Consider the following 15,170-nt stretch of genomic DNA (forward strand, 5'->3'; position numbering starts at 1 on the left):
ACAGTGAGGGAGGCCCGCACTATCCGACCGGAGCCGTCCCGCCGTTGCCGCCGGCCCACACGGTCGGACTGCGCGGGACGGCGGGTGCGTGGCGTGCGGCGGGGAGTGGTGAGGAGAGGAGTGCGGTCCTGTGAGGCTGAGCGAGCTGGCGGCTGCGGCGGGGACGACGACTGCGAGTGTGAAGTTCTACATCCGCTCGGGTCTCCTGGCGCCCGGAGTCAAGCGGAACCAGACGACGGCGGTCTACGGAGAGCATCACCGGGAGCGCCTCGCCCTCATCCTCGGGGTGCGCGAGCGGATCGGCTCCTCACTGGCGGAGATCGGCGCGCTCACCTCCGTCATCGACGACCCCGAGGCCGGACTGCTCGCGGTCATGGAGGCCGCGCAGACCCTTGCGGTGGGCGGCTGGGCGGGAGGCGCCGCAGAGCCTGCCCCGGAATCCGCCCCAGAGCCTGCCCCGGAATCCGCCGCAGGGCCTGTTGCAGGGACTGCCTCAGAGCCTGCCCCGGCCTCGGCGTCCGTGTCCGCGGTCATCGAGGCGCGGGGCTGGCCGGATGCGGACAGTGAGGCCCGCCGGGCCGCTGAGCGCGGGCTCGCCCGGGTCCGGAGCGGGGGAGCCTCGTGGAGTGAGGAGGCGCTGGGGACCATCGCCGAGGCGGTGGAGAGGATCGGGACGCTGGGCCTGGATCTCTCGGGCTCGCGCGAAAGGGTCGCCCTGGACGTCGCGGTGGGCACCTACGAGCTCTCCCGCGTGGTCGTGGACATGCTCCGCCTCGCGCAGACCTCGGAGAGCATCCGCCGGCAGCTGAGCACCACACCCCCGGCCCCGACCTCATCCCCGTTTGAGCATCCTGCCCCGTCATCCCCCGAGTGAGCGCTTCCTGTCGGTCCGGCGGCGTCAAGCCGACAGGAAGCGCTCAACCGATGAGGGGCAGGGGGAGGGGGCAGGGTGAGGGGCAACAAGGGGGGCAGGGAGGCGGGGACAGGAGGTCCGACTACGACGCCGGCCGGGGCGGGATGTGCACTAGGCTTTGAGGCGTCCGCGGACAGCACCGCCCCAAGGCGCACACATCTAAGGAGAGCTCGTGGCAGAGATCATCGCCGCAAACGCACGGGAGATCCTCGACTCCCGTGGCAACCCCACCGTCGAGGTCGAGGTCCTCCTCGAAGACGGCTCCACCGCCCGCGCCGACGTGCCCTCGGGCGCCTCCACCGGTGAGTTCGAGGCCGTCGAGTCCCGTGACGGGGATCCCGAGCGCTACCTGGGCAAGGGCGTGCAGAACGCCGTCGAGGCCGTCGTCGACGAGATCCACGACGCGATCTCCGGCATCGACGCCGATGAGCAGCGCATCGTCGACCAGGTGCTCATCGACCTCGACGGGACGGAGAACAAGTCCCGGCTGGGAGCCAACGCCATTCTCGGCACCTCGCTCGCGGTCGCGCGCGCCGCAGCGGTCTCCGCGGACCTGCCGCTCTTCCGCTACCTGGGCGGACCGAACGGGCACGTCATGCCCGTGCCCATGATGAACATCCTCAACGGAGGCTCGCACGCGGACTCCAATGTGGACATCCAGGAGTTCATGATCGCGCCCGTGGGCGCGGCCTCCTTCAGCGAGGCCCTGCAGTGGGGCGCGGAGGTCTACCACGCGCTCAAGAAGGTGCTCGTGGAGCGCGGGCTGTCGACCGGCCTCGGCGACGAGGGCGGCTTCGCGCCCAACCTCGACTCGAACGCCGAGGCGCTCGACCTCATCGTCACCGCGATCGAGGCGGCCGGGCGGATCCCGGGCAAGGAGATCGCGCTCGCCCTCGACGTGGCCTCCTCCGAGTTCCACGCCGAGGCCGGCTACCGCTTCGAGGGCGAGGTCCGCACCGCGGAGCAGATGACCGACTACTATGCGGACCTCGTCGCGAAGTACCCGCTCGTCTCCATCGAGGATCCCCTGGACGAGAACGACTGGGACGGCTGGGTGGCGCTCACGCAGCGGCTCGGCGACAGCGTCCAGATCGTCGGCGACGACCTCTTCGTGACGAACCCCGAGCGGCTGCGCCGCGGCATCGACTCCGGCGCGGGCAATTCGCTCCTGGTCAAGGTCAACCAGATCGGCACGCTCACGGAGACCTTCGAGGCCGTCCGCCTCGCCCAGACCAACGGCTACACCGCGATGATCTCCCACCGCTCCGGGGAGACCGAGGACACCACGATCGCCGATCTCGCCGTCGCGCTCAACGCCGGCCAGATCAAGACGGGCGCACCGGCACGCTCGGAGCGCGTGGCGAAGTACAACCAGCTCCTGCGCATCGAGGACTGGCTGGGCGACGCCGCGCGCTACGCCGGCCGCTCCGCGTTCCCCCGCTTCCAGGGCTGAGCACACAGGCGGAACGCACGGGCCGGACGCGCCGGGCCGCACCCACGCGGCGCTGTACGTGCGAGAGGCCGAGCGGGCCCTCCGCGGCTTCGGGAGCGGTCTTGCGGCAGACTGCTCCCGAAGTCTGTGCGGGCCTGCGACCAGCACAGACGCCTCTGCACCGCGGCATCGGCGCTGACACGCCGGAGGTCGGGCAATCCGCTCGCAGGCGTCGGGGGCACGGCACACTTGGGTGTGCCGTGCCCCTTCCTCCTTCCCACGGCCCGAGGTGAACCGATGAGCAGACGCAGCGACAAGAGCCGCCCGGACCGCGGTCCAGGGCGCAGGGGCACCGGCGCCCGGCGCGCCGGCTCCGGCTGGCGGCCCGGCTCCTCGATCACGGATCCCGATGCCGCGGACGAGACCGCGGCGGGCAGGCGGCTCACCTACCGCTCCGCCGTCATCCTCGGGGCGCTGGTCATCGTGGGAGCGGGCCTGCTCAAGCCCATCGGCACGGGCCTGAGCCAGATGCAGCAGATCGCGGCGCTCGAGGCGGACATCGAGGCCACGCAGGGCGAGGTCGAGCAGCTGCGCGAGGAGCGGGCGAAGCTCGACGACCCGGAGCACATCGAGCGGCTCGCACGTGAGCGGATGGGCTATGTGCGCGAGGGCGAGAATGCCTATATCGTCGTCGGCGGGCCCGAGGCCGACGAGGCGAATGTGACCTCGTCCGCCGGAGCGTCCCGGACCACGCGCGCCCGCCCGTGGTACATCGAGCTCGCCGATTCCCTGCGCGCGGTCGGCTACGCATACGAGGAGGAACGGTGATCACCCCCTGCACCGACGCTGATCGCGAGCGCATCCGCGAACAACTGGGCCGGATGCCCCGCGGAGTGGTCGGCGTGGCCGCGCGCGCCGCGTCCACCGGAGAGCCGCTCGTGGTCGCGACCGCGCCCCGGCTGGAGGACGGCACGCCGTTCCCCACGACCTACTACCTCACGCACCCCGACTACGTGGCCGAGTGCTCGCGCATGGAGGCCGGCGGTGCGATGGCGGAGTTCTCCACGCTGCTGGCCGAGGACGAGGAGCTGCGCGCGGCCTATGCGCGCGCCCACACCGCTTACCTCGCCGACCGTGCGCGGATCGGTGCCGAGGCGGGCCTCGACGAGGTGGCCGAGGTGAAGGACTTCTCCGCGGGCGGGATGCCCACGCGCGTCAAGTGCCTCCACGCCCTCGTGGGCCACAGCCTCGCCGCCGGTCCCGGTGTGAACCCGGTGGGCGATCTCGCCCTGTCCCGGATGACGGGGGTGCCCGCGGTCGAACAGGACGCGACGTCGGCTGCTGCGCCGGCTGCGGCCCCGGCCGCTGCCGCGACTCCGGCGGAGACCGTGCGCACGGCGGCCTTCGACTGCGGCACGAACTCCCTGCGCCTGCTGGTGGCCGATGTCGCTCCCGACGGCACGCTCACGGAGCTCGCCCGCGAGATGCGCGTGGTGCGCCTGGGGCAGGGCGTCGACGCGACGGGCGAGTTCGCGCCCGAGGCCCTCGAACGGACCTTCGCGGTGTGCGAGGAGTACGCGCGGATCGTGGAGAGCCTCGCACCGCAGCGCAGGCGGTTCGTCGCGACCTCGGCCAGCCGCGATGTGCGAAACCGCGAGACCTTCATCGCGGGTGTGCGCGAGCGGCTGGGGATCGAGCCCGAGGTGATCGAGGGCGCCGAGGAGGCACAGCTGTCCTTCCGCGGGGCGACGGCGGGGCTCGATGCGCCCGGCCCGCACCTCGTCATGGACCTCGGCGGGGGGTCGACCGAGCTCGTAGTGGGCCTGGGCGGCGCCGAGACGGGGCATTCGATGAATATCGGCTGCGTGCGGCTGTTCGAGCGCTGGCTGCGCCACGATCCGCCCACGGCCGAGGAGCTCGCCGCGCTCCGTGCCGATGTCGAACAGGCGTTCGCCGAGGCCTCCGCGCACGTGGACATCGCCTCGGCCCGCACCCTCGTGGGCGTGGCCGGGACGATCACCACGGTGGCGGCTGCCGTCCTCGAACTGCCCGCGTACGACCGGGAGGCGATCCACGGCTCCGTGCTCGGCCGGGAGCAGATCGTCGCGGCCGCGGACCGCCTCGCCGCCATGACCGCGGAGGAGCGGCGCTCCCTGCCCTATATGCACCCCGGACGCGCCGATGTCATCGCCGCAGGAGCCCAGGTGTTCGCACGGCTCGTCGAGCTCATCGACGATGCGGTCGCGGGCGCCGGCGGGAGCCTCGAGATCCGGGTGAGCGAGTCCGACATCCTCGACGGGATCGCGCTGGGGCTCGCGGATCCGGCAGACTGACTCGGAGGACACTGCACGGGGCCGGCTGTGCGGCAGGCCCGCACGCGCCGACCGCAGAGGGCCGACCGCACAGGGCCGACCGACGGGAGCGAGGGCATGGACGAGTACCGGCAGCGGAGAGAGCGCCGCAGGCGGCTGCGCTCGCGCCTCCTCCGGGTCGCTGCGGTGGTCGCCGCGCTCGGGATGATCGCGGTCTACGTGTTCGGCGGGACCGCGGGCGCCGCCCCCGCGCACAGCGCCCCCGCCGAGGACGGCCCGCAGCCCGGGCCCGGGCAGTGGTTCATGGAGGACTACGGCATTCCCGAGCTGTGGGAGACCACGCGCGGCGAGGGGGTCACCGTCGCGGTGGTCGACTCGGGGGTGAAGGCCGATCACGAGAACCTCACGGGGAAGGTGAAGGCCTCCCGCGACTTCTCGGGCTCGGGGCATGACGGAACCGTGCCGGTGGGGCCGGAGGAGATCATCCACCACGGCACGGCGGTGGCCGGCGTGATCGCGGGCAACGGCAGCGGGGCCGGACCCACCGGAGTGGCTCCCGAGGCGGAGATCGCCTCGGCCTCGGTGTGGCTGGGCGCGGGCGGGCCGTCCGCCGCGCAGTCCACGCGCGTGCAGGCCCAGCAGGCCCTTGAGTGGGCCGTGGACTCGGGGGCCTCGGTCGTGAACATGTCCCTGGGCTGGAACGACCCGGCATGGCCGGAGTCCTGGGACGAGGCCTTCGCGCACGCCTACGCCGAGGACGTCGTCGTCATCGCCTGCGTGGGCAACCGCTCGCAGGGGGCCAGCCAGGCGTGGTCGCCGGCCACCGTGCCCGGCGTCGTGGGAGTGGGGGGACTGGGCCGCTCCGGCGAGGTCCGCGAGTCCTCGACGGCGCCGGGCACCGCGGTCGACCTCATGGGCCCGGCGGAGGACATTCCCGTGCCCTATCACGACGGCGGCTACGGCACCGCCGACGGCTGCTCCTTCGCCGCGCCCGTGATCTCCGGCATCGCGGCGCTGCTCCGGTCCGCGCACCCGGAGATGTCCGCGGACGAGGTCGTGGCCGCACTCACGCAGACGGCGGGAGACGTCGCCGGCCACGAGGGCCGCAGCACCGCCGAGGAACCCGACCCGATCGTGGGCTGGGGCCGGGTCGACCCGGGCGCGGCACTGGCCTGGGAGCCCGACGGCAGCGAGGCCTCGGCGGCGCAGCAGCTCGAGGACTGGGTCCGGATGCACCGCCGGGCGGACGCCGAGGCCGAGGCCGGCGCCGAGGGCCCGGCGGACTCGCCGCCGAGCGCGTCCGGGGAGGCGGACGCCGACGGTGAGGGGACCGCGACGGGCGAGGACGAGGAGCCGCAGGTGCGGGCCGCGGCCGCTCCTGCAGCCCGCCTGGGGCCTGCGCTCCTGGTGGCGGGAGGAGTCGTCTCGCTGGGTCTTCTGACCGCGGGCGGTGTGGGTTTCCTGCGGATCCGCAGGTCGTCCCGGCGCGGCTAGTGAAAGTTTTCACAAGGGCCTAGGATGAGGTCATGGCTCTCATTCGAAACAACGCTCTGCGTCCTCGCATCCTCATCGTCGGCGGCGGCTATCTGGGCCTCGTGGTGGCTCAGAACCTCCTCGGAGACCTGGGCCGGGGTGAGGCCACGGTCACGGTGGTGGACCCCAACCCGTACATGACCTACCAGCCGTTCCTGCCGGAGGTCGCCGGCGGCAACATCGAGGCGCGCCACGCCGTCGTGCCGCTGCGCCGCAACCTCCGCGGTGCGGAGGTCATCACCGGCTCCGTGGCGAGCATCAACCACGAGAAGAAGTTCGTCGTCATCGAGCAGGAGGGCGATGAGCCCTTCGAACTCGACTACGACCAGATCGTCCTGGCCGCCGGCTCCGTGCCGCGCACGTTGCCGATCCCGGGTCTGGCGGAGGAGGCGATCGGACTCAAGCGGATCGAGGAGGCCGTCGCGCTGCGCGATCACGTCCTGAGCCGCATCGCCGAGGCCTCGCTCATGGAGGACGACGCGGAGCGCCGCAAGGCGCTCACCTACGTGTTCGTGGGCGGCGGCTTCGCGGGCATCGAGGCGCTGGGCGAGCTCGAGGACCTCGCGCGCGCCGCGGTGGCGCAGTACGACACGCTCACGGAGGCCGATCTCCGCTTCGTGCTCGTCGAGGCCCTGGGCCGCGTCATGCCCGAGGTCGGCGAGGCGCAGGCCCGCTGGGTGGTGGACCACCTGCGCGAGCGCGGCATCGACGTCTACCTCGAGACCTTCCTCCAGGACTGCACGGACAAGCACATCAAGCTCTCCAACGGCGAGGAGTTCGATGCGGACACCATCGTCTGGAACGCCGGCGTCAAGGCCAACCCGATCCTCGTCGACTCGGACCTCCCGCTCGACGAGCGCGGCCGGGTGACGGTGCGCGCCGACCTCCGCGTGGAGAGCGAGGACGGCGTCGTCGAAGGGGCCTGGGCCGCCGGTGACAACGCCGCCGTCCCGGACCTCTCGGGCGAGGGCCCCGGCGGCTTCTGCGTGCCCAACGCACAGCACGCCGTCCGCCAGGCCCCGGTGCTCGCGAAGAACCTGCTCGCCGCGATGCGCGGGGAGTCCGAGTTCACGCAGTACTTCCACAAGTCGCTGGGCGCCGTCGCGGGCATGGGCCTGTACAAGGGCGTGAGCCAGATGGGCAGCTTCGAGACCCGCGGCGTGCTCGCCTGGCTCATGCACCGCGGCTACCACGGCTACGCGATCCCCACGGTGGACCGCAAGGTGCGCGTGTTCGCGAACTGGGGCCTCAACCTCGTGCTGGGCCGCGACGTCACGCCGCTCAAGGACCTCGATGTGCCGCGCAAGGCCTTCGTCGAGGCCGCGCACTCCAAGCCGGCTCCCAAGAAGGAGCCCGTGCCGGCGTGACCTCTGCCGCATGATCCCTGTTGGACGATCCCTGCTGCTGAGAGCGGCTGGGCGAGTGCGGAGGCGGTGAGCGCCTCTCACTGAGCAGCGCACTCCGAGGAACAGGGCCCGGGCCGGGCGAACCGGTCCGGGCCCTGTCGTCGTCTGCGGCTCCTGTCGGGCTCTCGTCGGCTTCGGCCGCTTCCCTCTCCGGCGCGGCCGGCTGCTCTTCGACCCGGTGCGATCCTCCTCTCCGGCCCCGGCTGGTCTCCCTCCGGCTCGCGGCGGCTCCTCTCTCCTGCTGGGCCGACCGTTGGAAACGTGCCGGGCGTCACTGCGTCGCTGAGGTGAGCCTTACTATGGTGGGGCGGAGCGCCGATGCGAGAGGAGTGCTGTGGACCCGACCTCGTGGAATCTGCCCCTCGTGCTCGTGTGGCTGATCATGTACGGCATCGTGCTGCTGCGGGCCGGAGGCACCTATGCGCTGGGCCGGCTGGCGCGCGGAGGTCTTTCACGGTCCCTGCGGGTGCGGAGGCTGCTGGATTCCGAGCGCTATGCGGCCGCCGAGGCGAGGGTGAGCCGCTGGGGTGCCCCCATCGTGGCGCTGAGCTTCCTCACGGTGGGCTTCCAGACGGTGGCGAACCTGGCGGCGGGCACGATCCGCATGCCGCTGCTCCGCTATCTGCCCGCGCTGGCATTGGGCGGTGCGGCCTGGGCGAGCGTCTATTCGCTCGTGGGCTTCGCAGGGTTCGCGGCGGTGCGCTTCGCCTTCGAGCGCGCACCCGCGGCGACCGGTGCGGCAGGCGCGGTGATCGTGGTGCTCATCGCGTTGCTGGTGCTCATACCCGTACGGCGGCGCAGGCGGACGGGTGCAGCTGAGACGGGAGCCGGGCCGGCACCTGAGGAGAGCGCAGGGCGGTCCGCTGCGGGGACTGCGGGGCCGGGGGAGAGCTCACGGATCGAGGTGCGCCTCGACGTGGAGGACCGCTAGGCTGATCCGGCCCCCTATAGCCCAATCGGCAGAGGCAGCCGACTTAAAATCGGTTCAGTCAGGGTTCGAGTCCCTGTGGGGGGACAGCGCTGCAGGAACCGGCTGATGGTCGTTCGCCGAGGTGAGCGAGCTCACTGCGCCGTGAGGGGCCGCGGACTAGGATCGGGGCGGAACCGCGGCCGGGGCGGTCGGCGGACCTGTGAGCGGCAGAGGAGGCCGGATGGCGGACAGCGGAGCGGCCACAGTCGTCATCGCCGGAGGAGGCGCTGCGGGACGGGCGGCGGCCGGTGCGCTGGTCGCGGGCCTCGCAGAATCCCGCTCCCGGGGCTCGGGCCCCGGCATTGCCCGCATCGTCCACCTCACGGGCCCCGCGGCGGAGGCGATCGACCGGACGATGGTCGACAAGGCCCTCATGACCGGCCGCCTCACGCCGGAGCGGGCCGTGTCACTGCGACCGCCGGTGGAGGGCGTCGAGACCCGGGACGCGCACCTGCTGCGGGTCGAACACACCGGGGAGGGCACCGGGAGCGCTGCGCCGCTGCGGCTCGTGCTGAGCGGGGGAGAGGTCCTCGACGCCGCAGCGCTCATCGTCGCGACGGGCTCGGCCCCGCGCACTCTGGACGTGCCCGGCGCCGCGGACTGGCGGGAGGCCGGCAGGCTCACCTCCCTGCACTCCGCCGCGGATGCGCTCAGGATCCGCGGTCTCGTCGAGGCCGCCGCCGAGGCGCAGTCCCGCCTGCGCGTCATCGTCTCCGGCACCGGTCTGGTGGGTTCGGAGGCCGCCGGCCTCCTGTCCGGCGCCGACTGCGAGGTGACTCTCGTGTCCCGGAGCGCCGTCCCCGGGGCCGAGGTGCTGGGCGAACCGATCGCGAGGGCATTGGCCGATGCACATTCGGCCGCCGTGGACGCGCGCTGGGGTGCGCGGATCGCGTCGCTGGACGCGCCTCCCGCGGGCGGGGCTCCCGGTGCGGTGCGCCTCGACGACGGCACACGGCTCGAAGCCGGCCTCGTCATCGCCGCACACGGCGCCGAGCCCCTGCTCCCACTGGGGCTGGAGGGTCTCGCGGGAGAGGCGCGGAAGCAGGAGGTCGTGAGCGCTGCGCATGGCACGAGCGCTGTGCAGGGCACTGTACATGCGCGGAGTGCGGAAGCCGTACAGGACACAGCGGCCGCGCGGGGCGCGGAGGGCGCGCAGGATGCGACCGCCTCGACAGGTGCCGGAGGCGATGTGCTCACGCGCGTGGGCTTCAGGGCCGCGCGCGGTCTGCCCGTCGACGGCAGTCTGCGGGTCATGAGCGGATCCCCGGGTCTGCCGATCTGGGCCGCGGGCGCTGTCGCCGCGCATGCCGGCCGTGCCGAGGGATTCGGGGAGCCCGGCGCCGATGACCGCTGGCTCGTGGACCACTGGGACGATGCGGAGGCCCAGGGCGCACATGCCGCAAGGGCGGTGCTCGCGGCCTTCTCCGGCGCGGATGCGGAGGGTGCGCTGCGTGCCGATGCAGAAGGCGCGCTGCACACAGATGCACAGGGTGCACCGCGCGCCCGCGCAGGCGGTGACGGGCACCGGACCGCTGCGGCAGGGGCCGGCGTCCGGTCAGCGGCTGCGGAGGCTCCCGGGAGCGCAGGGCGATACGCGCCCTACGTCCCCACGAGCGCCTGGTTCGCACGCATCCACGGACGCCAGCTCGCCGGGTTCGGCGCGGTCCGGCCCGGTCTCGTGCCGCGGACGGTGAGCGAGGAGCCGCTCCTCGTGGAGTTCGCCGACCCGCGCAGCGGCCGCGTCGAGGCGGTCGTCGGGCTCGACGCGGGGCGCGCGCTCAGGGCGCACGCGCGGACGACGGTGCTGCTGGGCTGACTCCGCTCGGCCGGGATGCCGTATGCTCGACTGCCCGCGGCACCAGACTCTGGACCGCCAGCCTTCGAGCTGTCCGATCGGTGAGCGGAAATCATCCGGATGGCGGTCACGGGCGTAGTCTGCGGACATGCCCGCCGACCCCGACGCACCGGAACCACCTGATCAGCACCCCTGCCCGGACGGCCGACATGGAACTGACGGCCCGCGCGGGCCGTACGGTCCCCGCGACGGCGCCCCCGTTCTCGACGAGAGGCGCAGAGCCGTGCTGGCCTGGCGGGGTCTGGCCCTCGGCGTGCTCGGGCAGACGACGGCGACCGTCGTCATCGCCGGGCCGGCCTTCCTCATCCCCTTCCTCCGGAGCGCATACGGATTCTCGCTGACCCTCTCGGGCACCGCCGCGGCCGCCACGAGTGTCGGGATGGTGCTCACGCTCGTGGCCTGGGGCGCGCTCGCCGATCGCCTGGGCGAGCGTCTCGTGATCGCCGCGGGGCTCCTCGGCGCCGCGCTCGCGACCGGCCTCGGGCTGCTCCTGGCCCTCGACGGCCGGCTCGCGGAACCCCTGCCGCTCTTCTGCGTGCTCGCCCTCGCCGGCGCGGCCGGGGCGAGTGTGAACTCTGCGACGGGACGGGTGGTCGCGGGCTGGTTCCCGCGCGAGAGGCGCGGGCTCGCGATGGGCATCCGCCAGATGTCGCAGCCCCTGGGCACGGGCATCGCAGCACTCCTCGTCCCCGCCGCGGCCGCCCGCTGGGACCTGCCGGGCTTCTTCGCGCTCGCGACCGTCCTGGCCGCCGTGTCCGGAATCGCGTGCTGGCTGGGCGTGGTCGATCCTCCGCGACCGGCGCGGACGGAGCTGCCCGCGGCGGCCTCGGCGGCGGGTCCGGCCTCGGCAGCCGATCCGGCACAGGCAGCCGATGCGGCACCGGCAGCCGACACCGCCTCGGCGGGTGCATCCTCCAACCCCTATCGCGGCAGCTCCTTCCTCCACCGCATCCACCTCGTCTCCGCACTGCTGGTGATCCCGCAGTTCACCTTCGTCACCTACGGGCTGGTGTGGCTCATCGACGTCCAGCAGATGGAGGCGCACACGGCGGGCCTGGTGGTGGGCGCCGCTCAGCTCGTGGGCGCCGGAGGGCGCATCGCGATGGGCGGCCTCAGCGATCTGGCGCCCTCGCGGATGTTCGTCCTGCGCCTCGTCGCGCTCGCCGCCGCGGTGCTCACGGGCGCGGTCGCGGCGGCATCGCTGGGCGTGTGGCCGGTGCTGGGCGCGGTCCTGCTCGTGCTCGCCTCCACGGCGTCCGTGGCGGACAACGGGCTCGCGTTCACCTCCATCGCCGAGGCGGCGGGCCACCGGTGGTCGGGCAAGGCGCTCGGCATCCAGAACACGGGCCAGCACATCGTGTCATCGGGCGTCGGACCGCTCGTGGGCGCGCTCATCACCGGACTGGGCTATCCGGCGGCGCTGGCGTGCGTGGCGGCCGTTCCGGTCGTCGCCTCCCTCCTCGTCCCGCGGCACGATGTGGAGCGGCCGTGAGCGTCCGCGCACACCGCCGCCGGACGGAAGGCGCGGCCGGCCCGTTCACACCCGGAGGGCGTGGAATTCATCAACTGCTCACCCGCCCGCACTAGCCTCGGGGAAGACGGTCACGGCGCGTGCGCGCATACGGAAGGGTGGGGCGATGGGTATGGACGAGATGCATCCGCGGCAGCGGGAGAACCTGCGGGAGTACATCGACCGCCTGCACCTCGAGGGCTACCACGTGGCGGACGGGCACACCCACGACCCCGATCTCATCGACCCCGGCGGCCGCGCCGTCGAGACCTGGCGTGAGGGCTATCCCTACGACGAGCGCATGGACCGCGAGGCCTATGAGCTGGAGAAGTACCGACTGCAGGTGGAGCTCCTGAAGTTCCAGTACTGGGGGCAGGACGAGGGGCTCAAGCACGTCATCGTCTTCGAGGGCCGCGACGCCGCGGGCAAGGGCGGCACCATCAAGCGCTTCACGGAGCACCTCAACCCTCGGGCCGCCAGGGTCGTGGCTCTGGGCAAGCCCTCCGATGTGGAGCGCGGCCAGTGGTACTTCCAGCGGTACGTCCAGCACCTCCCGACCTCCGGGGAGATCGTCATGTTCGACCGCTCGTGGTACAACCGGGCGAACGTGGAGCGGGTCATGGACTTCTGCACGGACGAGGAGTACGAGACGTTCATGACGCAGGCGCCGCTGTTCGAGAAGATGCTCATCGACTCCGGCATCCACGTCACCAAGTTCTGGTTCTCCGTCACCCAGGCCGAGCAGCGCACGCGGTTCGCCATCCGCCAGATCGACCCGGTGCGGCAGTGGAAGCTCTCGCCCATGGACCTCGAGTCCCTGGACCGGTGGGAGGACTATACCGCGGCCAAGGAAGAGACCTTCCTGCGCACGGACACGGACTTCGCGCCGTGGATCACGATCAAGTCCAATGACAAGAAGCGCGCACGGCTCAACGCCCTGCGCCACTTCCTCAACCAGTTCGACTACGAGGGACGTGACGACACCGTCGTGTACCCCGCCGACGAGCAGCTGGTGCAGCGCGGCCTCGACGCCGTGGGGGACTGAGGGCTCAGCATCAACGGCTCAGCATCAGCGGGGACTTTTCTACGGTGCGGGCACGCTGCTGGGTGCCCGCACTGTCAGAAAGTGCCCGCTGTCCTCGCGCGTGCGGCTCAGCCGGTCTCGTGCGAGGCCTGCCGGGCCTGCGCGAGCGCCTGGGCGAAGACCTCGACGGGCTGAGCGCCGGAGACCGCATACCGCATGTCCAGCACGAAGGTCGGCACCGAGCGGATGCCGAGCGCGGCGGCCTCCGCGATGTCCGCCCCGACGGCCGGAACGCGAGAGCCCGTGGCGAGCTCCTCGCGGACGGCCTGCTCGTCGAGGCCCGCCTTGAGGCCGATCCGCACGAGCGCCTCGGTCTCGCCGATGTCCGTGCCGTGCTCGAAGTGAGCGCTCAGCAGCGCCTCCTTCACCGCATCGGCAGCACCGTGCTCCTTCGCGAGGTGGAGCAGCTGATGCCCCCGCATCGAGTTCGCCACCACGAGGGAGTCGAAGTCGTAGTCGAGTCCCTCCCCGGCCGCCTGCTCGCTCACGTGGGCGAACATCTGGCGCACCTGCTCCTCTGACATCCCCTTGCGGGTGGAGAGGTACTGCGCCTCGGTGCCGTCGTAATGGGCAGGGAGCGAAGGGTCGAGCTGGAAGGAGTGCCAGGTGACCGTGACCTCCTCGCGATGCGGAAAGGCGGCCAGCGCCCTCTCGAACCGGCGCTTGCCGATGTAGCACCACGGGCAGGCGATGTCGGACCAGATGTCGATATTCACCTGAGGAGAACGCCGTCCCGGAAGCCGGCATTCCCGGTTGCCGCGTTCTCAGGTCGCAGCAGCGGACAGCACTGGAGCCGGGCGAGAGGGGAAAACTCGCCCGGCTCCACGTCCGGATGGCGACCGCGTCCCGGGGACCACCGCGCAGTCCCGACGCGCTCGGTGCGCTCGTCGGGCAGGGACGACGACCGGTCGCGCGCCGCGCTCAGCGCACTGAGCCCTGCTCAGCGCAGCGAGCCCTCCCGTTCCGCGCGCCTGCGGCCCACGAAGCTGAGCACGAACGCGAACACGCTCAGGATCAGGGTGAGCGCGGCGACGGCGATCCCCGCATCGATCCAGAACTGGGGCGGGAACAGGCGGATGAGCGAGTCGTCGAGGTAGAAGGTCCAGGTGCCCTCGGCGAAGAAGACCTCGTGGAAGCGCGTGAAGAACGTGTCCCAGCCGAGGACCGCGAGCACCCCGAGGACCGCGAACAGCACCACGGTCAGGATCGAGCCCACGCGCAGGCTGCCCCGCATTCCCGTCCCTCCCGTGCGGCACTTGTACAGCCCGAACAGGAGCGCGCCGATCCCGCCGATGATCGCGATGAGCGTCAGCAGGCCCACGAGCGACTTGACATCGGCCATGTGCGCGAGCTCGCCGGAGGTGAACACGGGCACGCCCTCGGGGGTGACGATGTCCGCGAGATAGCGCGAGGAGTCCAGGTTGTAGAGGTAGTCCACGGTGTAGGAGCCGTAGTGCAGCCGGTCCTCCGCGGTGAAGCCGTACTGGTCCTCGGGGAAGCCGGGGCGCCAGAAGTAGGTCCACTTGAGGAAGGTGCCCGAGGCCACCGCCCGCACCGCCAGCGCGACGATCACGAACGGGATCGCGGCGGCGATCCAGATCGCGCCGATCACATCGAGCGCACTGCGGCCGCGCCTGTCGTCATTGCGGCTCCCGGCGGGGGCGGAGGGCTCTCCCGCCTTCACCCGGAGCGGCAGGGTGGTCCCCGCTCCCGGTGCCGCAGTGCCTCCCGCAGCACCGGCTGAGGCGCCGCCTGCGGCGGACCCGCCTTCGAACAGAGCCCATTCCTCGTCCGAGAACATGGCCGGCCTCGCAGTCGTCCCGCTGCCCGCGGCGCCGTGTCCGGAGGACCCGGGAGCAGTCGAGGCAGCCGAGGCCGTGTGCGCAGGACCGTCCGCCGCGAAGGGCTCGAACGCCTGGGTGTCCTCGAGATCAGTGCCACCGGAGGCTCCATCGCCCGCAGCCGCGGCGTCGGAGGACGCAGACGAGTGCTCCGCGGGCGCGGCGAACTGGGCTGCCGTGGGCTCGTCCCCGTCCGGCTGCGAGCTCAGCCTGCGGGACAGGAGGTCCTTGGGCTCGTTCGAATCGTCTGCAGTCACGCAGCCATTCTGTTGCAGCCGGCCCCCGCAGCCCGGGAGGACACGCCCGAGGCGGCG

General features: G+C 72.3%; 12 protein-coding genes and 1 tRNA gene. 11 read left to right on the plus strand and 2 right to left on the minus strand.

The genetic code is table 11. The features are described 5' to 3' along the window. Positions 1 to 130: 130 nt before the first annotated feature. The 11 genes from K318_RS23775 to ppk2 all read left to right on the plus strand — a co-directional run bounded on the left by K318_RS23775 (position 131) and on the right by ppk2 (position 12,976). On the plus strand, positions 131 to 874 hold the full coding sequence (locus K318_RS23775; RefSeq protein ID WP_051297914.1) for a MerR family transcriptional regulator: 744 nt from the start codon (positions 131 to 133) through the stop codon (positions 872 to 874). A gap of 211 nt (positions 875 to 1,085) precedes the next feature. Next, a complete protein-coding gene (gene eno / locus K318_RS0111465; RefSeq protein ID WP_029089591.1) occupies positions 1,086 to 2,366 on the plus strand; it encodes a phosphopyruvate hydratase in 1,281 nt (426 codons plus the stop codon). Between the two features lie 276 nt (positions 2,367 to 2,642). Further along, positions 2,643 to 3,173, plus strand: coding sequence for an FtsB family cell division protein (locus tag K318_RS0111470; protein ID WP_051297915.1), 531 nt, complete (start codon positions 2,643 to 2,645; stop codon positions 3,171 to 3,173). Continuing rightward, positions 3,170 to 4,678: a DUF501 domain-containing protein gene (locus K318_RS25745; RefSeq protein WP_281170694.1), complete on the plus strand. Its 1,509-nt coding sequence runs from the start codon at positions 3,170 to 3,172 to the stop codon at positions 4,676 to 4,678. The genes K318_RS0111470 and K318_RS25745 overlap by 4 nt, the downstream gene beginning before the upstream one ends. Positions 4,679 to 4,774: 96 nt before the next feature. After that, positions 4,775 to 6,151, plus strand: a complete 1,377-nt coding sequence (locus tag K318_RS0111480; protein ID WP_029089594.1) for a S8 family peptidase — start codon at positions 4,775 to 4,777, stop codon at positions 6,149 to 6,151. A gap of 32 nt (positions 6,152 to 6,183) precedes the next feature. Next, positions 6,184 to 7,557: an NAD(P)/FAD-dependent oxidoreductase gene (locus K318_RS0111485; RefSeq protein ID WP_029089595.1), complete on the plus strand. Its 1,374-nt coding sequence runs from the start codon at positions 6,184 to 6,186 to the stop codon at positions 7,555 to 7,557. Between the two features lie 373 nt (positions 7,558 to 7,930). Then, a complete protein-coding gene (locus K318_RS21335) occupies positions 7,931 to 8,527 on the plus strand; it encodes a DedA family protein (RefSeq protein ID WP_084500104.1) in 597 nt (198 codons plus the stop codon). A gap of 10 nt (positions 8,528 to 8,537) precedes the next feature. Continuing rightward, positions 8,538 to 8,611: transfer RNA gene (locus K318_RS0111495), tRNA-Leu, on the plus strand. Positions 8,612 to 8,747: 136 nt separating this feature from the next. Beyond that, positions 8,748 to 10,382, plus strand: a complete 1,635-nt coding sequence (locus K318_RS21340; protein WP_035281724.1) for an FAD-dependent oxidoreductase — start codon at positions 8,748 to 8,750, stop codon at positions 10,380 to 10,382. A gap of 127 nt (positions 10,383 to 10,509) precedes the next feature. Continuing rightward, a complete protein-coding gene (locus K318_RS21345) occupies positions 10,510 to 11,913 on the plus strand; it encodes an MFS transporter (RefSeq protein WP_084500106.1) in 1,404 nt (467 codons plus the stop codon). Between the two features lie 151 nt (positions 11,914 to 12,064). Continuing rightward, a complete protein-coding gene (gene ppk2, locus K318_RS0111510) occupies positions 12,065 to 12,976 on the plus strand; it encodes a polyphosphate kinase 2 (protein ID WP_245579891.1) in 912 nt (303 codons plus the stop codon). A 107-nt stretch (positions 12,977 to 13,083) separates the two neighbouring features. Here the strand turns inward: ppk2 and K318_RS21350 are convergent, their stop codons facing one another. Then, positions 13,084 to 13,731: a DsbA family oxidoreductase gene (locus tag K318_RS21350; protein ID WP_051297916.1), complete on the minus strand. Its 648-nt coding sequence runs from the start codon at positions 13,729 to 13,731 to the stop codon at positions 13,084 to 13,086. 224 nt (positions 13,732 to 13,955) lie between these two features. Next, positions 13,956 to 15,113, minus strand: a complete 1,158-nt coding sequence (locus K318_RS23780; RefSeq protein WP_051297917.1) for a TIGR01906 family membrane protein — start codon at positions 15,111 to 15,113, stop codon at positions 13,956 to 13,958. Positions 15,114 to 15,170 lie beyond the last annotated feature (57 nt).

Source organism: Brevibacterium album DSM 18261 (assembly GCF_000426445.1).
In the GTDB taxonomy this organism is placed as follows: domain Bacteria; phylum Actinomycetota; class Actinomycetes; order Actinomycetales; family Brevibacteriaceae; genus Brevibacterium; species Brevibacterium album.